Source organism: Bacillus daqingensis (assembly GCF_042654445.1).
In the GTDB taxonomy this organism is placed as follows: Bacteria; Bacillota; Bacilli; order Bacillales; family Salisediminibacteriaceae; genus Alkalicoccus; species Alkalicoccus luteus.
Genome location: NZ_JBHSGK010000013.1, coordinates 509,921 through 528,569 on the forward strand (window position 1 = coordinate 509,921; position 18,649 = coordinate 528,569).

At 49.1% G+C, this 18,649-nt stretch carries 26 protein-coding genes; 9 read left to right on the forward strand and 17 right to left on the reverse strand.

Annotated elements, in window-relative coordinates; translation table 11 throughout:
* Positions 1–78: 78 nt before the first annotated feature.
* Both ACFO4L_RS13715 and ACFO4L_RS13720 read right to left on the reverse strand, forming a co-directional pair.
* The gene (locus ACFO4L_RS13715; RefSeq protein WP_377910244.1) at positions 79–789 is read right to left on the reverse strand and encodes an MOSC domain-containing protein; all 711 of its coding nucleotides are present in this window, start codon (positions 787–789) and stop codon (positions 79–81) included.
* 35 nt (positions 790–824) lie between these two features.
* Positions 825–2,576, reverse strand: a complete 1,752-nt coding sequence (locus ACFO4L_RS13720) for a methyl-accepting chemotaxis protein (RefSeq protein WP_377910245.1) — start codon at positions 2,574–2,576, stop codon at positions 825–827.
* A 152-nt stretch (positions 2,577–2,728) separates the two neighbouring features.
* On the opposite strand from ACFO4L_RS13720, the gene ACFO4L_RS13725 reads away from it, so the two are divergent.
* The 6 genes from ACFO4L_RS13725 (at position 2,729) to ACFO4L_RS13750 (ending at position 7,342) form a co-directional block, all read left to right on the forward strand.
* Positions 2,729–3,451 carry a hypothetical protein gene (locus ACFO4L_RS13725; protein WP_377910246.1) on the forward strand — a complete coding sequence of 241 codons (723 nt, stop codon included), beginning with the start codon at positions 2,729–2,731 and terminating at the stop codon, positions 3,449–3,451.
* Positions 3,452–3,568: 117 nt separating this feature from the next.
* A complete protein-coding gene (locus tag ACFO4L_RS13730) occupies positions 3,569–4,342 on the forward strand; it encodes a gluconate 2-dehydrogenase subunit 3 family protein (RefSeq protein ID WP_377910247.1) in 774 nt (257 codons plus the stop codon).
* Positions 4,343–4,357: 15 nt separating this feature from the next.
* Positions 4,358–6,097: a GMC family oxidoreductase gene (locus ACFO4L_RS13735; RefSeq protein WP_377910248.1), complete on the forward strand. Its 1,740-nt coding sequence runs from the start codon at positions 4,358–4,360 to the stop codon at positions 6,095–6,097.
* 27 nt (positions 6,098–6,124) lie between these two features.
* Entirely contained in the window at positions 6,125–6,352 is a 228-nt protein-coding gene (tatA, locus tag ACFO4L_RS13740; protein WP_377910249.1) for a twin-arginine translocase TatA/TatE family subunit, read from the forward strand.
* The gene (gene tatC, locus ACFO4L_RS13745) at positions 6,339–7,085 is read left to right on the forward strand and encodes a twin-arginine translocase subunit TatC (RefSeq protein ID WP_377910250.1); all 747 of its coding nucleotides are present in this window, start codon (positions 6,339–6,341) and stop codon (positions 7,083–7,085) included. The genes tatA and tatC overlap by 14 nt, the downstream gene beginning before the upstream one ends.
* A 68-nt stretch (positions 7,086–7,153) precedes the next feature.
* Entirely contained in the window at positions 7,154–7,342 is a 189-nt protein-coding gene (locus ACFO4L_RS13750; protein ID WP_377910251.1) for a hypothetical protein, read from the forward strand.
* 50 nt (positions 7,343–7,392) lie between these two features.
* Here the strand turns inward: ACFO4L_RS13750 and ACFO4L_RS13755 are convergent, their stop codons facing one another.
* The 7 genes from ACFO4L_RS13755 to ACFO4L_RS13785 all read right to left on the reverse strand — a co-directional run bounded on the left by ACFO4L_RS13755 (position 7,393) and on the right by ACFO4L_RS13785 (position 11,997).
* Positions 7,393–7,950 (reverse strand): tetratricopeptide repeat protein, encoded by a 558-nt coding sequence (locus ACFO4L_RS13755; protein WP_377910252.1) that lies wholly within the window; start codon positions 7,948–7,950, stop codon positions 7,393–7,395.
* A gap of 175 nt (positions 7,951–8,125) precedes the next feature.
* Entirely contained in the window at positions 8,126–9,538 is a 1,413-nt protein-coding gene (locus ACFO4L_RS13760; RefSeq protein ID WP_377910253.1) for an LVIVD repeat-containing protein, read from the reverse strand.
* 375 nt (positions 9,539–9,913) lie between these two features.
* Positions 9,914–10,387, reverse strand: a complete 474-nt coding sequence (locus ACFO4L_RS13765; protein ID WP_377910254.1) for a hypothetical protein — start codon at positions 10,385–10,387, stop codon at positions 9,914–9,916.
* 1 nt (position 10,388) lies between these two features.
* Complete coding sequence (locus ACFO4L_RS13770) at positions 10,389–10,592, reverse strand: hypothetical protein (RefSeq protein WP_377910255.1); 204 nt, start codon at positions 10,590–10,592, stop codon at positions 10,389–10,391.
* Between the two features lie 110 nt (positions 10,593–10,702).
* Positions 10,703–11,329: an HAD family hydrolase gene (locus ACFO4L_RS13775; RefSeq protein WP_377910256.1), complete on the reverse strand. Its 627-nt coding sequence runs from the start codon at positions 11,327–11,329 to the stop codon at positions 10,703–10,705.
* Positions 11,326–11,844 (reverse strand): MogA/MoaB family molybdenum cofactor biosynthesis protein, encoded by a 519-nt coding sequence (locus ACFO4L_RS13780; RefSeq protein WP_377910257.1) that lies wholly within the window; start codon positions 11,842–11,844, stop codon positions 11,326–11,328. The genes ACFO4L_RS13775 and ACFO4L_RS13780 overlap by 4 nt, the downstream gene beginning before the upstream one ends.
* 12 nt (positions 11,845–11,856) lie before the next feature.
* On the reverse strand, positions 11,857–11,997 hold the full coding sequence (locus tag ACFO4L_RS13785) for a hypothetical protein (RefSeq protein WP_377910258.1): 141 nt from the start codon (positions 11,995–11,997) through the stop codon (positions 11,857–11,859).
* Between the two features lie 177 nt (positions 11,998–12,174).
* Here ACFO4L_RS13785 and ACFO4L_RS13790 point away from each other — a divergent pair, with 177 nt between their 5' ends.
* Together ACFO4L_RS13790 and ACFO4L_RS13795 are read left to right on the forward strand one after the other, a co-directional pair.
* Positions 12,175–12,702 carry a sigma factor-like helix-turn-helix DNA-binding protein gene (locus ACFO4L_RS13790; protein WP_377910259.1) on the forward strand — a complete coding sequence of 176 codons (528 nt, stop codon included), beginning with the start codon at positions 12,175–12,177 and terminating at the stop codon, positions 12,700–12,702.
* Between the two features lie 14 nt (positions 12,703–12,716).
* Positions 12,717–12,971, forward strand: a complete 255-nt coding sequence (locus ACFO4L_RS13795; protein ID WP_377910260.1) for a hypothetical protein — start codon at positions 12,717–12,719, stop codon at positions 12,969–12,971.
* Here ACFO4L_RS13795 and aac(6') read toward each other — a convergent pair.
* On the reverse strand, positions 12,940–13,380 hold the full coding sequence (gene aac(6') / locus ACFO4L_RS13800) for an aminoglycoside 6'-N-acetyltransferase (protein ID WP_377910261.1): 441 nt from the start codon (positions 13,378–13,380) through the stop codon (positions 12,940–12,942). The genes ACFO4L_RS13795 and aac(6') overlap by 32 nt on opposite strands.
* A 100-nt stretch (positions 13,381–13,480) precedes the next feature.
* Between aac(6') and ACFO4L_RS13805 the strand changes: the two genes are divergently transcribed.
* On the forward strand, positions 13,481–13,690 hold the full coding sequence (locus tag ACFO4L_RS13805; RefSeq protein WP_377910262.1) for a hypothetical protein: 210 nt from the start codon (positions 13,481–13,483) through the stop codon (positions 13,688–13,690).
* Here ACFO4L_RS13805 and dcd read toward each other — a convergent pair.
* The 7 genes from dcd to ACFO4L_RS13840 all read right to left on the reverse strand — a co-directional run bounded on the left by dcd (position 13,683) and on the right by ACFO4L_RS13840 (position 18,643).
* Entirely contained in the window at positions 13,683–14,222 is a 540-nt protein-coding gene (gene dcd / locus ACFO4L_RS13810; RefSeq protein ID WP_377910263.1) for a dCTP deaminase, read from the reverse strand. The two genes, ACFO4L_RS13805 and dcd, sit on opposite strands and share 8 nt — an antisense overlap.
* Entirely contained in the window at positions 14,222–14,872 is a 651-nt protein-coding gene (locus tag ACFO4L_RS13815) for an HAD family hydrolase (RefSeq protein ID WP_377910264.1), read from the reverse strand. Before ACFO4L_RS13815 ends, dcd begins: the two co-directional genes overlap by 1 nt.
* The gene (locus ACFO4L_RS13820) at positions 14,869–15,420 is read right to left on the reverse strand and encodes a nucleotidyltransferase family protein (protein ID WP_377910265.1); all 552 of its coding nucleotides are present in this window, start codon (positions 15,418–15,420) and stop codon (positions 14,869–14,871) included. Before ACFO4L_RS13820 ends, ACFO4L_RS13815 begins: the two co-directional genes overlap by 4 nt.
* A complete protein-coding gene (locus ACFO4L_RS13825; protein WP_377910266.1) occupies positions 15,407–16,444 on the reverse strand; it encodes a S66 family peptidase in 1,038 nt (345 codons plus the stop codon). Before ACFO4L_RS13825 ends, ACFO4L_RS13820 begins: the two co-directional genes overlap by 14 nt.
* Positions 16,441–16,962, reverse strand: coding sequence for a GNAT family N-acetyltransferase (locus tag ACFO4L_RS13830; RefSeq protein WP_377910267.1), 522 nt, complete (start codon positions 16,960–16,962; stop codon positions 16,441–16,443). Before ACFO4L_RS13830 ends, ACFO4L_RS13825 begins: the two co-directional genes overlap by 4 nt.
* Positions 16,963–17,110: 148 nt before the next feature.
* Positions 17,111–17,899 (reverse strand): hypothetical protein, encoded by a 789-nt coding sequence (locus tag ACFO4L_RS13835; RefSeq protein ID WP_377910268.1) that lies wholly within the window; start codon positions 17,897–17,899, stop codon positions 17,111–17,113.
* A gap of 60 nt (positions 17,900–17,959) precedes the next feature.
* The gene (locus ACFO4L_RS13840; RefSeq protein ID WP_377910269.1) at positions 17,960–18,643 is read right to left on the reverse strand and encodes a hypothetical protein; all 684 of its coding nucleotides are present in this window, start codon (positions 18,641–18,643) and stop codon (positions 17,960–17,962) included.
* Positions 18,644–18,649 lie beyond the last annotated feature (6 nt).

The following is an 18,649-nucleotide window of genomic DNA, read 5'->3' on the forward strand; positions in this document are numbered from 1 at the left end:
TTGAAAGAACACTACTTCTTTAGCAGGAGAAATCCGTAGCAAAAAAGCCTTCTCAGATACTTTCTGAGAAGGCTTTGATCAGCTGGATACAAGTTGCAGCCGTTCATTTCTATGAATTTTTCCAGGTCGGATCACACGTAAATACAGTCCGAATTCATTTTTCAGTTCCCTGGCCGTGGCTCTGAGGTAGTCGCTGTCGGATTCACCTGATTCTGGATCGACGTTTATGATCGAGCATCGAGGACACATACGCACTCCTTCCAGTACAGCACCATCAGCTGTCTGAAGGCGCATTCCAATCAGATCGGATTCGGAGAAAGGAGGCAGGCCTGCTTCCAGAATGATATTAGGCCGGAAACGTCCTGATACAGCCGGCTTTCCAATTCGTTTTTCCAGCTCGGAAAGCGAACTGTCAGTAATGAGCAGCACCGCCTCTTCCTCGATCGCCCCCAGAGGCACGTTTCCCGGCTGGTACACCTCTTTTGTCAACGGGCCTCCCCAAAGCTGCTCCAGCTCTTCCCGGAGCCTCTCCTCCTCATACGAATAAGATTTTCCGGAAGGCGACACCACCTGCACCGGGGGATACTTATGGAATGATTCTTCTCCCTGAAACGACGCCTGAAAGACAGCCATCTGCGGAAGCTGGGTGATCGTTAAATACCGTCCGTCTTCCCGCTTAAACGTGTGGCTTCGGTCTCCGTAAAAGCCGTACGGCATGATCATTGTCTGTTCTACCTGCTCTCCCTGCATTGATTTAACCGGATGCCGGTATAAAGCGTTTACTCTCATAAGATCCTCCCGGAAACTGTTTTCTCTATATCGTATCAGTCTCTTCGATGTTGATCCAGTATGGCAGAAGCCTGGCTGAAGCGAAACGTGCCTGCTTCTTCTTTCATTTTATCTGCCATTGAGCTGAGAGATTCCGAAGAGGATAAAACTTCCTCCATAGATGCGAGCTGTTCTTCTGCGGAGGCTGCAATATTCTGCGTGTGTCCGGCAGAAGCTTCTGCTGTCTCCTGAGATTTCCGGACGGAAGCTGCGCCCTTTTCTACAGCTTGTTCCATGCTGTAAACCGATCCAGTCACTTGTCTTGTGCTTTCATTTGCCTGTTGAATCAGCGCTGCTATTTGTGAAAAGCTCTCTCCAGCTGACTGAATCGATGATTCCCCTTCAAGAACAACTTCTTTCGTATCATCCATTTTCGTTTTAGCAACTGTCACATTTTCCTGCATCGCATGAATCATTTGTTCGATGTGCCGTGCTGACTGACTCGACTGCTCAGCAAGCTTGCGTACCTCATCAGCCACAACCGCGAATCCCTTGCCATGCTCACCGGCTCTTGCTGCTTCAATTGCAGCGTTCAGGGCGAGTAAATTAGTCTGCTCGGCTACAGTGGTGATCAGGCGGATGACTTCACCAGCTTCTTCCGCTTTTGCTACGAGCTCCTCCAGCTGGACTTCCATTTCTCCTGACTGAGTACCGATTTGCTTCATCTTTTCTACACCGGTTTCAATAACCGCTGTTCCATTTGAAGCAGCCTTTCCCATCTCCTCAGAATCACTTGCCATTTGCATCACCTGTACGGCTGTATCTTCGAGCTGCTGTTTTACCTGTTTCATCATTTCCGCTGCTTCTTCCGTCAGTTCAAGCTGGTTTTCAGAATCTGCTGCGATATCCTGAATCGATTGGGATATTAAATCGGTAGCGGATGTCGTCTCACTTGAACTTGCTGACAGCTGACCGGACGCTGCTGCCGTTTCTTCTGCTGCTGTCTGCATATTTTCCAGCAGTTCTTTCAGCTGATTGCGCATTTGATTAAAGCTTCTCATGACTGCCCCTATCTCATCATGTGACGTTGTTTCAACGGTTGAGGAAAAATCCCCGTTTCCAGCTGCATCCATCACTTCCTCCAGGCTGCTGAGCTGCTTTTTCAGCCTGCGCGAAAACAAGCTGATCATGATTGCAGCAGCCGCCACCACGCCTGCTGTGACAAGTCCGAAGCTGACCATAATACCCGATATCGTTTCGGATACGAGTGCTTCCGAAGCTCCGACATACCACATGCCCACCGCTTCTCCGCTCCCATTTACAAGCGGCATATAAGCAGTTTGATAACGTGATCCAAGTACATCCGCCTCCCCGTAAAAGACGTTCCCGTTCTCCAGCACAGCTTGCGTTACTTCTTCAGACGCTTGCGTGCCGACGGCTCTCTCTCCATCCACCATGACATTGGTAGCGGTCCTTGTGTCTCCCTGAAATAAGGTAACGGTGCCATCTGTCCACTCTGCAGCAAGATCAACAAGTTCATTATTGGCAGTCATCACTTCTCCGCCTTTAAGAAGCTCTCCGCCTGCGAGTTCCCATTCTCCAGGATAAGCAGAATCAATGTAGGCATACGTTGTGCGAAGATCGGAAGCTGCTTTTTCAGCTGCCGCAGACTGCACTCCTTCCTCGACTTGAACATAAACAACAAACGCAAGCAGCCCTGAAATAAGAGCTAGAATCGTAAATACTAACACATTTAATTTTGTAGCTGTTTTCCAGTACTTTATCGATAATCGTTTCACCTTCAGCACTCCTTTTACTAGATACGCTGACTTTACCAGAACTTTAGTACCATGAACATAGGCCCTTTATTGTTTTCCTTTGCTTTGTGCTGTTCCGGCAGATACAAGGTTGTAGAGTCACTGCTTTACGGGTATAGAAACTAGGGACGGGGGGTGTTCTCATGCTGGGACCAATGTTTGTTGTCGCCGCTTTTCTTGCGGTGCAAGTATTTGCGAATAAAATCATTTCAAGCTCGTCACTCGGCAAAATTAAATGGGTCTCTCTTGCCGGAGGAATCGCTGTTTCTTATATTTTCGTTTACATACTGCCCTCTCTTCATCACGAGCAGGAGGAGTTCGGGGATACAGCGTTTGAGCTGGCGATGGAGTCAGAGCTGTATTTGTTTGGCCTCGTAGGGATTGTTGTGTTTTATACACTTACAAAAGCAGCTGAAAGACACCGCTATAAAAGCGGTGCAAGCGTGGAGGACCGATTCTTTTTTGTTCAGACGTGTTTGTTTTTTATGTACAACATGCTGATCTCCTACATTATGTTTGCTGCGGACCAGTCGCTTGAACAGCTCATTTTCTACAGCGTCGCCGTAGGACTTCACTTCATGACTGTCGCACACGATCTGTTTCGGGAAAACGAGTCGAAATATCGGCAGTATGGGCGTTTCATGCTCGCAGGCGGGATCTTCATCGGTTATTTAATTGCGACAATAACGCCATATTCTGCCATAGCACTTTCCATTGTATTCTCGTTTGTTTCAGGTGCCATCATGTTTAATGTCATTAAGCACGAGCTTCCCTCGGAGGAATCTGCACATTTGCCGACGTTCGTGTCAGCAGCGTTTGTTTATTCAGCTGTAACGGTTTTACTGAAGCTTGTTTTGGAATGGTAAAATTTTTCCCATTTATCTAAATTATGAAAAAACTCGTTTTAATATGGGTAAAAACGGAAATAGACGTTTATCATGTGTAGTCATGATAAACGTCTATTATTTTTTGGAGGTGACTAAATGGCTGAAGAAAATCAGGACGGGATGACGAGGCGGAAGTTTATTCAAAATACCGGTCTCGTATTAGGCGGGGCAATCGGCGGAGGAATCCTTGGCGGTGTGATTGGTTCTCAGACCGATACGGAAACGATGGATGATAACACGGCAGGAAATGAGAATAACGCCAACGGTACGAACGGCGATACGGAAACCCATCAGGAAGCAAGGGTATTCTTTAAGCGCCAGCAGGATTTTGATGTGCTGCGTTCTGCGACGGAGCGGATTTTTCCAGAGGACGATAACGGCCCGGGTGCAATCGAGCTCGGTGTTCCTTATTACATTGACCGTCAGCTTGCCGGACCATGGGGACTCAACGCAAAGGAATACATGGATGGACCATTTCAGGAAGGCGAAGCCACACAGGGCTCTCAGACCAGGGTCCCCCGCGGCGATATGTTCCTGATCGGCTTGCGACGCATTAATGCTGAAAGCCAGTCGCGATTCGACACAAGCTTTTATGATCTGGAAGATGCTGAGCAGCAAAATGAAATCCTGCAGGCACTGGAAAACGACGACATAAGCATGCCTGGCTTTACAGCAAGTGAATTTTTACAAACGATGATCGTTGCCACCATGGAAGGCGCCTATTGCGATCCGGTTTACGGCGGGAACCGCGGCATGCAGGGATGGCAGATGAAAGAATTTCCCGGTGCTCAGATGGCATACATTAACGTCATTGAAGATGATGAATTTCACGCCATGGATCCTGTCAGCCTGCACGACCACCACAGTTAATAAAGGAGGCTTTTGATGCCAACAGAATTAGATCCGGTAGACGTTGTCACAATCGGTGTCGGCTGGACGGCCGGCATAATCGCCGCCGAGCTTACAAAAGCAGGTTACACTGTGAAGGGGCTCGAACGCGGCCAGGAAAAGACACTGGCAGATTATCAGCACCAGAAAGATGAACTGCGCTATGCTCTGCGTTATGAAATGATGCAGGACCTTTCCAAAGAAACAATTACATTTCGTAACGATGATTCCATGACAGCTTTGCCGATGAGACGGCACGGATCATTCCTTCTCGGAACGGATCTTGGCGGATCGGGTGTGCACTGGAACGGTCAAACTTACCGCTTCCTTCCATATGACTTTGAGATTTATTCGCAGACTGTCGAGCGTTACGGAGAAGACAAAATCCCCGATTATATGACGCTTCAGGACTGGGGGATTTCCTACGAGGAAATGGAGCCGTATTTTGATCAGTTTGAAAAAACGTGCGGCATCGCAGGCGAAGAGGATCCAATGGGTGGCTTTCGCTCCGACAGCTATCCGCTGGAACCAATGGTTGAAACTAAAATGATTCGTATGTTTAAAGACGCTTCCAGGGAGCTTGGCTACAATCCAATCCAGATGCCTTCCGCAAATTTAACCTCCGCGTACGAGAATCCGGACGGGCAGCAAATGAATGAATGCCAGTACTGTGCTTTCTGCGAACGCTTTGGCTGCGACTACGGCGCAAAAGCTGATCCTATTATGACCGTCATTCCGACCGCTAAGGACACGGGCAACTTCGAAATCCGACAGCACTCAAATGTCACCCGGATTATCGAAGAAGACGGCGAAGCCACCGGAGTTATTTTCGTGGATACGCAGACCGGGGAAGAATTCTTTCAGCCGGCAAGTGTCGTCGCCGTTACCAGCTACGTGCTGAACAATGTACGGCTGCTGCTGACCTCCGAAATTGGAACTCCTTATGACCCGGAAACCGGCGAAGGCGTTATCGGTAAAAATTATTGTTATCAAGTAATGGGATCTGCGACTGGTTTTTTTGAGGAAGAAAAATTCAATACATTTATGGGAGCAGGCGCTCTTGGGGCTGCATTCAATGATTTTAACGGAGATAATTTTGATCATTCGGAGCTTGATTTTCTGCATGGTGGTGAAATTGCGATTACACAAACGGGCCGGCGGCCAATTAATAATAATCCGGTGCCGGATGGCACGCCCGCCTGGGGACAGGAGTTTAAAGAGCAGTCACTGCGTTACTTTAACCGCTCGTTGAACCTTCGCCTGCAGGGCTCGTCTCTTCCGTCGCAAAACAACTACCTGGATTTGGATCCGACTTATACAGATCAGTACGGCGATCCACTCCTGCGAATGACGTACAATTTTACAGAGCAGGACCGCAATATGGCTGAATACTGCGGAGCCGTTCTTCGCGATGTCCTTGAAGAAATGGGTGCTGATCAAGTGGAAGTAGACAATGAGATCGGTGATTACGACATCGTACCTTATCAGACCACCCACAACACAGGCGGCGTTATTATGGGCGACGATCCGGATACGTCAGCTGTTAACAACTACAACCAGATGTGGGATTATGACAACATTTTCGTAACCGGAGCCTCAGCATTTGCCCACAACAGCGGCTTCAATCCGACAGGAACCGTCGGTGCCCTCGCATATCGATGTGCAGAAGGCATTCAGCAGTTTCTTGATAACGGTTCGGGTCAGCTCGTGGAAGCTAAAAAGCGAACGAAAGCCTGATGCATGTATTAGATAGGAGGAGTTAGTATGGGTTCCATCGGATCTATTGGTATTCCGGGATTGATTCTGATCCTGATTATTGCGCTGATTATTTTCGGACCAAAAAAGCTGCCGGAAATTGGCTCTGCATTTGGTAAAACGCTGCACGAGTTTAAAAAATCAACAAGAGAAATCATCAGCGACGATCCGGAAGAGGAGGAAAAGAAATCAACTTCTGAAACGGAGGAAAGCAGGAAAAAAGATGCCGGGGCCTAAATCGGTTGAAGAGCTGGAACGGCAGTCTGCGATCGAACACTATACCGCCTTGCGAAGCACGATCATCCGCTGTGTGATTTTTTTTCTTGTCATGCTCGTCGGTACACTCGTTTTCGTACATCAGCTTATTCCTCAATTAATTGTCGATGGCAGACTCGTGATGCTCGGGCCAATGGACGTGCTCGGTATTTATTTTATCGTTGCTTTAAGCATTTCTGCCGGTTTGTCTATTCCTTACGTGACGTTTGAAGTATGGCGTTTCGTAAAGCCTGCCCTGACTGAACGGGAAGCCAAGCTCACGCTTGGATACATTCCAGCTGTTTTTGGATGTTTTATCGTCGGTTTGGCGTTTGGCTATTACGTTGTATTTCCGGTAGCCTATCAGTTTCTGATGGCCGTAGGCGGCATTCATTTTGATATGATGATCACCGCCCGGGAATACTTTCATTTCCTGCTGATGTCAACACTCCCGCTCGGGTTCATTTTTGAGCTTCCGCTGGTTATTATGTTCCTTACTTCTCTTGGCTTGCTCACGCCTGATACGCTTCGAAAATCGAGGCGGTACGCCTATTTCGGTCTGATTGTTATTTCTGTCGTGATTACCCCGCCCGACTTTATTTCCGATTTGCTATTGATCCTGCCGCTTGTCGGTTTGTATGAGGTTGGTGTCTGGCTTTCCAAAAGGACATATACCCGTATGGAAAAAGAAACCGCTCAGCAGGCGGCTTCATAATCAGATGTTTAGAAGATGAAGCCAACGGTAATCAGACTTTTATAAAGGCTGTTGAAGGAGTGAAGCAAATGAGAGTAAAAATTGATTATAAAGCTAGTAAGCAAGTAGACGGTCAGATTACCGACACCCCTATTCCGGGAGTTATTGTAACAGAAATTCCAGAAAACAAGTTTAACGACCGCGCGTTTGTTGAAGAAACGCTGCGCAAGGAAACGGAAGACCCGGACGCAGAAATGGTCAGCTACGAACAAGAGTAACGGAAAGAAAAAAGGTCGCTCCGTTTATTCGGAGCGACCTTTTTTGTGCGTTATGCCTCCTGAGACCACATATCATTTCTAAGTGCACAAAGTGCCTCGAGTGTTGAAGTAATAAGACTTTCATCCTTTTTTCGCCGCCGGAGACGAAGGGCCTGCTCCAAGCTCTCCTCAGCCGACTTTGTATCCCCCATTTCCCACTGAACCTTGCCGAGGTGCTGCCAGGCAAAATCCTCGTACTCAGGGGCCAGCCGTTTTAACGAGAGTGCTTGCTTGAAGCAAGTTACAGCACCAACGTGCGTTCCGCTGTACTTCATCGCCTCGCCAAGCCGAATGAGTGCGGCACTTTCTTTTCTCGGACAGGCTTGCCGTCTTGCTTCTCCGAGGAGCTCATGAAAAAGCGGGAGTGCCTCTTCTGCCCGTCCGCTTATTCTCAGCAGTGAAGCACAGAGAAGTGCCGTTTTTCCATCCTTTGGTACATAGCCTTCCGCTTCCATCAGCAGTTCGGCCGCTTTCTCTTTATCACGGACCTCCTCCCTCATCCAGTTATCGGGATTGTAATTCGTGTGCTCGATCAGATCGCGGACTTCTGTTTCCCACCTTTTTTCCATAAGCTCCCTCCTTTTCTATGAACAGTTTATCATACATTCAACAAATGTTATTATAAAATTCAGAATGTTGCAGAATTTCATCAGTTGATGATCTTTTTACGGTGACAGGATTTCGCATTTCTCAACAGGTACAAGCCGGTCTTCCTCGAAGACCGGCTAAGTATCTTGTTGATATTTAATTTTGACGCTGCGCGTTTCCTGGATTTCCATTTCCGTTATTTTTTTGAAGAACCTTCAGTCCCTGTCCCATATCGGAAGCTAGCACATAGTTTCGATCAACGAAAACGCCCCAGACGTTTGATTCATCAGGTGTGTAGCGTGCAATTTCCTTCGGTTCTGATGGATTCGTAATGTCTACTGCGATGACCCCGCCTGCATAATACGATAAATATAAGGTATTGCCGTGCACCTTTGGATCATGAACCGTGTTGGCAAACGTTGTTCCGACGAAATCGAACGTCAGCTCTGTTGTAAATTCACTCAGCAGCTCCGGGTTGGATTTATCCGAGATATCAAAGATACGTGTATATCCATATGCATCCTCAAATCCTTCACCGTGCGGGTTGGCAATTTCCCGGGTCTCAATCAGAATGTTGCCTCCTCTTGCAACCGCTGCAGAGTGTGCAGCCCCCTTTTGATTATCGGCATATTCCGTTCTTCCCAGATACACCGGCTCTTCCGGGTTGCGGATATCAAAAATGACCGTTCCAAGATCCCACATGGAGACATACGCATACTGACCGTTGTTGTCAGTAATCACACTGTGATTAAAGACCGGACGTGTGTGCCCATCCGGAGCATCCCAGTGATAGCCGTTGAACGATTCGTCTACTTCCGGCAGCATGCGCGGATCAAATTCCCACAGCTTTTCCGGCTCAGCAGGATTGCTCACATCAATGATCTGAAAATCCTTTTCCGCCCCATTCGTGTAATAATCGGCGTAAGGATTTGAGAGCAGCATGAGCGCCTGATTTCCCTGTGTCGTCAAATACAGCTCATGCGTGCCGGTGATGGCGCGGTCGAGCTCGTAAAACCCGAGACGTTCAGGATTGTACGGATCAGTAACATCATAAAGCAGCGCGCCGCCGACGCTGTCAGGGCGATTTGCATTGTTACGTGAGGTCTGCTGCAGACTGACAACTGCAAGATCTCCTTTAAAATCAGGTGTGTTTACTCGTTTCACGATTACTTTTTCCTGCCATGTGTGAGGTATATCAGCTGCAATCTGCCCAATTTCTTGCGGGTTAGCAGGATTTTGCAGATCGAAAATACGCACTCCGCCATTCGCACCGTTGGCAGTATGTGTACCTAAATAAGCAAATCCCTGGTGCGCATATACGTCTGCCGTATTGTTTTGAACACCATCGATCTCAGCAATCTGCTCTGCCGCAACCTCATGCAGGTTCTTCAGGTTCTTGCCGCCTGAAAGCTCAGGCTCACCTAGCTGTTCAATCGCGTCATGATCAAAAGGAGCTCGTTCCTCTTTATTGATACCTTCCTCTTCCATCGCATCATGTGCATAGGCTGCGGTCGCTGCCGTAAGCATGCCTCCAGCCAGAATCGAGGTTAACAGGATCTTTTTCTTCACGTTGCATCATCCTCCTTCAAGATGAGAACTGCTTCAGCAGCGGCCCGGGCGCAGCAAGCTGAATGATAGTCCTTCTAGTTCTTAATTATAGGAGGATGCAGACATCTTTCGCTACCCTAAAATTTAGACACTTCAGATAAATTAGAAACTTTTTACTGTTTTTGCTCCTGCTTCCATTGGAATTCCTGTCGCAAAGTGTCGAATTTGCTCCCGATATTTCAAAAAAGCCGTAAAAATCATTCAAAAGGCCTTGGGATAGACTGCCTACACCAGCTGAACATGCAAACTATAGAAGCATGTCCTGCATAATTACATGACGATCGAATCATGAAAGCCGAATAGACTAGTTCTAAATCCTTTTGTTAGAAGGCTTTTTTATAAGAGCGCAGCAGCAGCGTCTTCATCATAAATTCGTTCTTCGTAGCGTTGAAGCATTTCTTCTGTCACAATGCCTGGTACAAAATCGAGTCGCTGTTTCAGCAATGTTTCAATTGCCTTCACTTTTCGCGCCATCTTCTGTTCTTCTCTTACTGCTGTACGGACGGTTGTTTCGGGCAGCTCCGTCTGTTCCTGCAGGCGGATGATCTGCTCAAGCACCCTCCCCATATCCGCAAGCTCTCTTCTGGAGAGGGCCAGCAGCTGAAGCAGTTCATACGTGCTTCTTTTCATCAGTTCCGGAGTCGGCTTCGTCAAATGTGTCTCCATCATCCGAACCGGCCTGACCTGTTTGACTTCCCTTGCTGCCCTGGAAGCATACATTTTGCAAAACGGGCAGTAAAATCGCTTTCTATGGAGAAGCAGATTCCCTTCACAATAGCGGCAGTGCTGATTCACATGCTGATTTTTCATGTTATCCCTCCTCAACGCCTGTCATTTCCCACAGCTTCAGCCTTCTCCCATTCATATAAAAAACCGCACTGCTTCGATCCACTGTTTCCACAACTCCGCAAATGCGTTCTCCATCAGTCAACTTTACTGTCACCGGTACAGAGAACGCGCGGCTTTTCAATAAACAAGCTCCAATATGAACGACATCTGGTTCCATCTTTTTCATGTGTCATTCCTCCTGCTTTTACTATATCGTATTTCCCGCCTCATTACAAGAACAAACGTTCGTATTATGTGAATTAGAAAAGCACAGCTGCATCAGCTGTGCCTTCCGATTTATCGGTTTCGAGTGACATATGTTATCAGATCATCCCAAGAGTGAAACACGACGTCCGGCTGCTGCTTGAGGGGCTCTGGCTCATAATCCGGAAACCAGTCCACGGCCGCTCCTGTCGCACCCGCCGCCGCAGCCGCTCCGATATCCGCATCCGTATCGCCAATCATCAGCAGCTGGCCGATTTCCGCACCGAACTGTTTCGCAGCAGCTTGCAGCGCTTCCGGATCCGGCTTGGGCGTATAAACATCTCCGGCTGCGGTAAATGCAAAGCAGTCGGCAATCTGCAGGTGCTCCATTGACACTGTAAGGCTTCTGGATGCTTTTCCGCTGATGATGCCGAGCTGGAAACCGTCTTGTATCAGCTGCTGCAGCTTATCCTTTAGTCCGGGCAGTGCTTTAATTTGATCCAGGCGCTGTTCGTAGAATGAATAAAACGCATCGACTGCCCGAGGATCGGACGTTTGTGTCCGGATAACGTCGGTCTCGGGAGGTCCGAGCAGCTCCTGAATCTGTTCTCGTGTAAGGAAGACACCAGCTTCAGCAAATGCATGTTCAAATGCATCGAGACAGAGCGGCAGGGAATCGGCGAGCGTGCCATCAAAGTCAAAAAGAAGAACGTTTTTCATGACGGGCGGTCCTTTCGCAGCTCCCGGATAACGTGAGTGAGCTCCGGACAAATGAGCCTGGTCATCGCAAGCTTCACCGCTCCGCTCGAGCCTGGTACGGCGAAAACTGCGGTTCCCTCTGCGGTACCGGCAGCTGCGCGGCTCATGATAGCTGCAGAACCTATATCATCCGTATAGCTCAGCATGCGAAAAATCTCTCCAAATCCGGGAATTTCTTTGTCAAACAACGGTTCTACGGCTTCGATCGTCACATCTCTCGCTGCGATCCCCGTTCCGCCATTGATGATAACTGCTTCAACCGCCTTCTCCTTCATCCCTGCTTGTACGGCTTCTTGAATCTGCTTCTTCTCATCCGGCACAATCCGTTTAGCCACAATCTGGTGACCGTCCTGCTCAAGCAGCTCACGAATCAGCTTTCCGCTTTTATCGTCTGCCTCTGTTCTCGTATCGCTCACTGTGACGATCATCACCGCCGCCACGTTCGGTGCCTGCTTTTTATGCTCTTCTACGCTCATCTAACCGCCTCCTTATTTATCTTTCGCAGATATGCCTTGTCTGCGAACTTCCTTTGTCAGTCTATCAAGCTTTCGTTCAAACCTTGCCAGGATATAAATCATTATAAGGCCCGGCAGTCCGACATTTTCAGCAAAAATCGTCCATTCTGTCACGGTACCCTCATCTCCTTTCTTATCAAAAGGAAAGACGAAAAGGAACCCTCGATACAAATGATGATCGCAGAAAAGGACTTTCTCATGTAAAATGGGTAAATACGAACTAATGTTCGCTTTTTAGTTGTATAATCGAACATATATTGTCTTTCTATTCTATGAAAGGAGGCTGAGACAATGACTTATCGATGCCCTTACTGCCGAATTCCCGGCGGCTGCCGGGAGCTTGGCCGTATACGAACAGCATTACCCGGCTTGTTCCGCCACGGACTTACTGCTTCCTTTCTAAGGGACTCAAAGCAGCGGGAGCAGTTTTATCTCGGCGTATGCTCCGATCTGTTTCTTCATAAAGCCGCGCTGGATCACGCCTTTCGTATCCATGTTGAAAACCGGCAGTTTCTCCGCTATATGAGAACAAGCCTTTACTGGAAGGCCATTCGCGCCGACCAGGAGCATCGCCGCCTGCAGCAGCGGTCCATTCCTTCTGCAGACGTGCCGGAGCCAAAGCCGGAGCTTGTACCTGATCCCGGCTTCAGCCTTCCGGAGGACGCCGCAAAACGACTGACGAAGCGGCAGCTCGACGTTCTTCGTCTGCTTTATGAAGAAGACCTGCTTCTGCATGAGGCAGGCCGCAGGCTCGGCATCACGCAGCAGGCCGTTTCCGCCTCACACCATGCTGCTCTAAAACGGCTTCGTTCGGATTGAAAGGAGGAAGCAACATGTGGAAACAGCAATTATATGATATACAGACCGGCAGCCGTGAAGCCGAAGAAGAGGCGATCGAGCTGCTTCTGCCGCTGATCGAACAGCAGCTCCACTATTGCCAGAATACGATCCGTGAAGATGTCCGTCAGGAACTTCTGGTTGAAGCCCTGTTGATTCTGCGTAAGTTGGATCTCCACCCGGCACCAGGATTTATCCTCTGGATGGCAGCCGAACACCTCAGCTGTCCAGCCGCTTTGCAAAGCAGATGATTCGGTTCACTTCTGTGAATCCAGCCTTCTCATGAAAAGCAGCACCACTTTCATTCGTAAGCACCGTGTCTGATCCCATTTCCTTGCAGCCCTGCGATCTGCCCCAGCTTTCACCGGCTTTGAGCAGGGCAGAGGCCGTACCGGAAAAACGGTACGCCTCTTTTACATAAATTCCTTCTAAATAAAGAACCGGACTCGAAGCTGTCCCCTCCACATAGTCTTGCCGAAGCGACAAGTGAATAAAACCGGCTGCATCAGAAGCAGATCTTGCCAGGAACAAACTGTTCGTCGTGGGAAGCGATTGAAACTCAGCCAGCATGGCTTCTGCAGATTCATGTTTATATAAAGCTGCGGCAAGTTCTGCGCAGGCAGTCAGCTGACTCGCTGTCGTGACACGCTGAATATCCATTACACACCTCCCGGCTTTCGTTTCAAGACGACTGTAACTATGTTAAACTATGGGATAAGGTATCATTTTCCAGTTATAACGACTAAAAGGGGGCCTTCCTGTGAAGTTTGGTGTGCGAAAACCAAGTCTGAAACGTTCATTAAAGGCGCGAACGACCGGACGAGCGAAGCGGACCGTCAAAAAAGCCGTCACTCCCGGATATGGCAAAAAGGGCATGGGCTACGTGAAAAACCCAAAGAAAGCCGTTTACAACAAAGTTTACAAAAAAACGTCCTTCAGCATTTTTGACTTGTTTAAAAAGCTTAAGTAATATTTTCGCTGTCGTCATAAACGCGGCTGGCAACGGCACCTTTTTGGTTCACGTATTTGCCGCTGTACGGTTCAGCTCCGGGAGTGACTTCAGCAAAGACAAGCTGGCACAGCCTGCGTCCCGGGATCAGTTCGATCGGAAGCCGGTTCGCATTGAATAATTCCAGCGTAATCTGTCCTTGAAAGCCGGGATCGACCCAGCCTGCATTTTGAATGAATAAGCCGAGCCGGCCGATGGAACTGCGTCCCTCTACAAATGCTGTCACGTCCGCAGGAAGCCGGATCGTTTCTTTTGTAGTCGCAAGCAGAAAGGACTGCGGCGGCAGAACGATTCGGTCTTCTGTATAAATATCTCTCGTTTTCGCCGGCGCTTCCAGTGAAATAAGCTGCTGTTCGTGCTCCTCGATGGCTGAAAAGTGCGTGCCGAGATGCATATCGATCGAAGCGGGCTGTATTTGTTCGTCCACGAGCGGCGTAATACCCATCTCGCCGTTTTCCACGCGTCGTTTTACTTCCTTGCCGGATAAAATCATCACATTTCCTCCTCCAAATATGAGATAAGCTGTTCATAAGCAGGCAGCACCCGTGCTCCGCAGTTCATTTCCCCATGCAGCCAAAGGCTTCTCATCCCGGCAGACGCCGCCCCTTTTGCATCTGTTTCAAGAGAATCTCCTACAAACAAGCATGCTTCCGGCTCCAGCTGCAGCTGGTCCGCAGCCCGGAGAAAGATGTCGGCTTCTGGCTTGCGGATATCCTCTTCCTCGGAGATGAGTATCACATCCATTTTCTGCTCCAGCTGAAGCGCGCCAATTACATGACGCTGCAAGGTGCTTCTTCCGTTCGTAATCAAGCCGGTTTTTAACCCTTTATGTCTGCAGGCTGCCAGTGCTTCTTGTGCACCCTCCATCCAAACAGCGTGATCTGCGACATGCTCAACGTACTCTTCCAGAAGCTCGTCAGGATGCTCCGAAACATGCAGCTCTTCTTTCAGCTGCCGGTATACTTGATCCTTCCAGACCATTCCGCCTTGATCATATGCTTCGAACTGCTGCATAAAGGTCTCTTTCGAAAATGTTCCCCAACTGGACGCATGCTTCTCATACTGCCACTGCAGAAAGTGCCGCAGGGTTCTTTGCCGGTCATGCAGTGTGCCATCCAGATCAAATAAAACAGCCTGCATCATTCTCTCACCTCCGGCCACTCTGATTTCCAGTTTTTCTCCCGCAGCCTCGTGCGGTATATATGATGCTTCGCTCCGCTTCGATACAAAGGTGTCGGGGTGATGGTCATGTTCAGCAGTGCTTCAACCCCGTAGGGCGCAGCCAGTCGAAGCCGTCCGTGTTCGAGCCTTGCCGCGACAGCTGTGCACGTTTCTGGAAAGGAGGCGACACCGTCGAGCGTCGATCGAAACGGCGGAAGACCGTTCTTGTGATGCATCCGCGCCTGGTTTTTAACCGACCATGGCACTTGCGGAAGCCTGAGCCGCAGACGTTGTTCAGCAGCTTTTTCCCATTCTTCTGACACATCGGATGCATCAAAGCAGACGACATCCACGTCATCCAGCTTGTCCGTCGTATGACGCCCGGTCTGCCTGTCCCAGACGAGTCTGCGGATCACGCCTGCACAGACCCAGGCATCCGGAAGGTTTTCTGATTCTACTGCCTCCAGCAGCTCCATCAGCCAGCTGTCTGAGCCTAAAAAGCGGATCAGCTCTGCTTTATGCTTCAGCATCGTCTGCCTCCTCGGGAACCTGCATTGTCAGTGTACCCTTTCCATTGCTGCAGGCAGCAGCTGCCCAGGCTCCATTGACAAATGTCAACTGCGGCGGTACGTGTCCGCAGTCGATATCATAGATAACTGGCAGGCCGGTGTCTTGTGCAAGGTCCTGATACACGTCGACAGCGGTATATCCGTCGGCCTCGGAAACGGCTGCACTTCTGCCAAATAGAAAGCCGGCGCTGTTTTCAAACCAGCCAGCATACTCCATCTGCTTTAAGCAGCGCTTCATTTCATTCGGATTCATGTCGCAGTTTTCAAAATACCAGAGGATCGGCTCGTCATGCAGCTTGTTCCGCTGGAATTCCCGTACCTTTCCATAAGGCGTGCCAACAAGGTGGGTAATCACATCGATACAGCCTCCGAGTAACCTTCCTTCCACTCTTTCAGGCTTGCCGCTCACCGTTTTCCACTCTGTCGGCTCCGTTAAATGAAACACAACGTCTGAAACCTCATCAAACTTCCATTCAGGCTGATAAAGCTCCGAGCTGCTCTGAGTAATCGTCTTTCCGCCTTCCCAGGCGAGCACCTTTTCCCACGCTGCTGTGACCGGATCCATCTCAGCCCCTCTTATATCGACGATGTTCGTTCCGTGTGCCGTTGCGATCCCTGTTTTGATCGTCCAGGCAAACAAGAGCGCGCTCGTATCCGAATAGCCCAGTATCCACTTTGGGATTGGAGCAGAATAGTCCAGCAGCGGAAGCATTTCGAGCAGCCTTTCTCCTCCCCACGGGGGAATAATCGCTTTCGGTGACTCATCCTTCATAATTCGGTTAAACTCGGCTGCCCGTTCCTCTGCCGGGGCAGACACCGATTTTTTCTGCTTCCAGGCGGTCGGATAAATCGTCACTGGAAAACCGCGCTGTTCCTGCCGGTTTTTCGTATCTGTCAGTAAATGATGCAGCTCCTCCGGGACGCCGGATGATGGAGCAGTGACAGCAATCGGATCTCCTTGTTGAAATCTAGGCCACAGAATCATTCGCATTCGCTCCTTTCCTCATCTTCCACCCGGGCCATCATATATTCGTCCTCCGGTTTATCATTAATGATGAGAGAAGCTTGCTTCTTTCCTTCCACCTGGAAACCGAACTTTTCATATAGCCTGACCGCCTCTTTATTCCGGCAGACGGTCGTCAACTCGATCCGCATGACGCCGTTTTCACCGCACCAGCTGATCATATGCTCCAGGAGACGGGAACCAATCCCCTGCCCCTGACTGCTTTTTCTTACACCCATGACAAGATAAGCACGGTGTTTCGTTCTCTCCGTGCTGCTGCCGAAAACGAAGCCATAGCCAGCAAACTGATCATTTCCTGCTGCAGCAAACACAGCTGAGGAGGCCTGTTTTTCCATTCGCTTAAGCTGCTCTGCTATTTTTATCGGCGTCACGTTTCGCTCTCCCGGAGCCATCATCATGAAATCTGCTTCTTGTTCCACTGTGTGCATAACCTCTGCCAGCATCGGTGCATGCGTTTCATTCAGCTGTTCTATGTACATCCGGGCTCCCCCTTTCCGCTTTCTATCAGCATAGCAGAACTGGAGAGTATTTCCCAGATAGAAGGGGAGGGCCTGCGCAGCTAAACAGAAAGACCCTTGATCAGCAATGGATACTAACCAAGGGCCTTCGCGTTCTGCTCGGGCAGCACTATACGTCTTCTTCGGCTTCCTCTTCTTCATCAGAAAGCTCTTCTTCGTGTTCATCGGAGGCTTTTTCTTTCGGTTCTTCCTCCTCCACTTGCTCATTGGATTCCTCTTCATCAGATGGTTTGTCAGAGTCGGAAGTTGTTTCGCTCTCCGCTTCCGGCTTTGTTTCATCCTTCGTTTTCGTCTCTTCTTTTTCTTTGGAGTCAGTCTCTTTCGCTGCTGCCTCTTCTTGATCGTCTTCTTTGTCTGCTTTTTCTTCTAACGCTTCTTCATCTTCTTTCGGTTCATCCTCGCCGTGACGGTGACTGTTTTCTTCTCGCTTCTCGCGGCCTCGATCTCCGCCAGCATGATCCGGCTTCTTTTCCTCTGATTTACCGCGCTCTTTCTCTTCCGGCTCCTCAAATGCTTTCACTGTGAAGGAAACGGTCTCTTCCACGAACGAATCAAACGCTTTGATCGTTACGGTTTGTTCGATCGGTTCCGTTCTATCCACCGCTTCAAATGAGAACAGCGTTTCGATCGTTTCACCAGGCTCTGCATGCACGCTCTCGCCGTCAATCGATACCGGCACGGAAGCGTGACTGACGTTTTTCACGAGTACGTGAACGACAGCTGAACCGTCTTCCTCGTATACCGTCTCTTCTACATCAATTTGGAGGATATCCTCAGACGAAGCCGTCGTAAAACCGCCCAGAGCAGTCGAGGAGGAATCAGAAAAACCGCCTGCAGCAGCCGGAATTGCTGAGGCAATCATTACAATCAGCAGCACCGCTGCCGCCACCATTTTCATCTAGCCTGCCCCCTTTGCATCAAACAGGCTGCCTCCAAAAGAGACAGCCCTGTATGGATATTAGTTACGGTCCGCTTCGTTGTTCTGTTCAACTTCCAGGTGGAATCCTGCAGCAAACTGCTGACCTTGAAATTCATTCCCTGCATCTTCATCTAGACCGATGGAAAGGCTGATTTCAATTTCTTCTTCTGGAAGCAGCGTTGGGTTTTCATAAAGGGGATTGTCCCCATTTCGTTGAGCTTGACCTTTAGATAAAACATTATCTAATATTGAGCTTGTAAATGGTCCCTTAACCTGTTCTTTAAGACCGTTTGAGAATTCATAATCTACTTGAATATATAAATGATCGAAAATGTCATTATCTCGGTCTGCCCATCTATCAAACATTGTGCTATCAAACAAAAACCTCGTACCCTTGGTAGTTTGCGCATCATGAGTCATGTCAAACGCACGTGTCCCATCATTTCTAATGGTGAATGTTTCTGAAGCCCACTCTTCACCTGGCAGAAGATCCAATCCATCTTCATCAGTAAACAGCTGAATCGCTCCGCCTTCTCCGTTAGCTACAAGCTCACCTTCTGAGTCATAAATTCCTGCGTCGATCACAGCTGTAGAGTTTTCCAGGTTCAAGTCCTCACCAATAGCGCTCTCATCATCAAAAGCTGAATATGTCCCAAATCCTACTGCTGCTACGACGGTTGCGGTGACGGCTGTGCCGATCAGACCTTTTTGTACTTTGTTCACGTTCGT

Excerpts from the sequence above, each read along its gene's own strand:
- ACFO4L_RS13715 (WP_377910244.1), bottom strand. The coding sequence starts at position 789 with ATGAGAGTAAACGCTTTATACCGGCATCCGGTTAAATCAATGCAGGGA.
- ACFO4L_RS13725 (WP_377910246.1), top strand. The coding sequence starts at position 2,729 with ATGCTGGGACCAATGTTTGTTGTCGCCGCTTTTCTTGCGGTGCAAGTA.
- ACFO4L_RS13730 (WP_377910247.1), top strand. The coding sequence starts at position 3,569 with ATGGCTGAAGAAAATCAGGACGGGATGACGAGGCGGAAGTTTATTCAA.
- ACFO4L_RS13735 (WP_377910248.1), top strand. The coding sequence starts at position 4,358 with ATGCCAACAGAATTAGATCCGGTAGACGTTGTCACAATCGGTGTCGGC.
- tatA (WP_377910249.1), top strand. The coding sequence starts at position 6,125 with ATGGGTTCCATCGGATCTATTGGTATTCCGGGATTGATTCTGATCCTG.
- tatC (WP_377910250.1), top strand. The coding sequence starts at position 6,339 with ATGCCGGGGCCTAAATCGGTTGAAGAGCTGGAACGGCAGTCTGCGATC.
- ACFO4L_RS13750 (WP_377910251.1), top strand. The coding sequence starts at position 7,154 with ATGAGAGTAAAAATTGATTATAAAGCTAGTAAGCAAGTAGACGGTCAG.
- ACFO4L_RS13755 (WP_377910252.1), bottom strand. The coding sequence starts at position 7,950 with ATGGAAAAAAGGTGGGAAACAGAAGTCCGCGATCTGATCGAGCACACG.
- ACFO4L_RS13765 (WP_377910254.1), bottom strand. The coding sequence starts at position 10,387 with ATGAAAAATCAGCATGTGAATCAGCACTGCCGCTATTGTGAAGGGAAT.
- ACFO4L_RS13770 (WP_377910255.1), bottom strand. The coding sequence starts at position 10,592 with ATGAAAAAGATGGAACCAGATGTCGTTCATATTGGAGCTTGTTTATTG.
- ACFO4L_RS13775 (WP_377910256.1), bottom strand. The coding sequence starts at position 11,329 with ATGAAAAACGTTCTTCTTTTTGACTTTGATGGCACGCTCGCCGATTCC.
- ACFO4L_RS13780 (WP_377910257.1), bottom strand. The coding sequence starts at position 11,844 with ATGAGCGTAGAAGAGCATAAAAAGCAGGCACCGAACGTGGCGGCGGTG.
- ACFO4L_RS13790 (WP_377910259.1), top strand. The coding sequence starts at position 12,175 with ATGACTTATCGATGCCCTTACTGCCGAATTCCCGGCGGCTGCCGGGAG.
- ACFO4L_RS13795 (WP_377910260.1), top strand. The coding sequence starts at position 12,717 with ATGTGGAAACAGCAATTATATGATATACAGACCGGCAGCCGTGAAGCC.
- dcd (WP_377910263.1), bottom strand. The coding sequence starts at position 14,222 with ATGATTTTATCCGGCAAGGAAGTAAAACGACGCGTGGAAAACGGCGAG.
- ACFO4L_RS13815 (WP_377910264.1), bottom strand. The coding sequence starts at position 14,872 with ATGATGCAGGCTGTTTTATTTGATCTGGATGGCACACTGCATGACCGG.
- ACFO4L_RS13820 (WP_377910265.1), bottom strand. The coding sequence starts at position 15,420 with ATGCTGAAGCATAAAGCAGAGCTGATCCGCTTTTTAGGCTCAGACAGC.
- ACFO4L_RS13825 (WP_377910266.1), bottom strand. The coding sequence starts at position 16,444 with ATGATTCTGTGGCCTAGATTTCAACAAGGAGATCCGATTGCTGTCACT.
- ACFO4L_RS13830 (WP_377910267.1), bottom strand. The coding sequence starts at position 16,962 with ATGTACATAGAACAGCTGAATGAAACGCATGCACCGATGCTGGCAGAG.
- ACFO4L_RS13835 (WP_377910268.1), bottom strand. The coding sequence starts at position 17,899 with ATGAAAATGGTGGCGGCAGCGGTGCTGCTGATTGTAATGATTGCCTCA.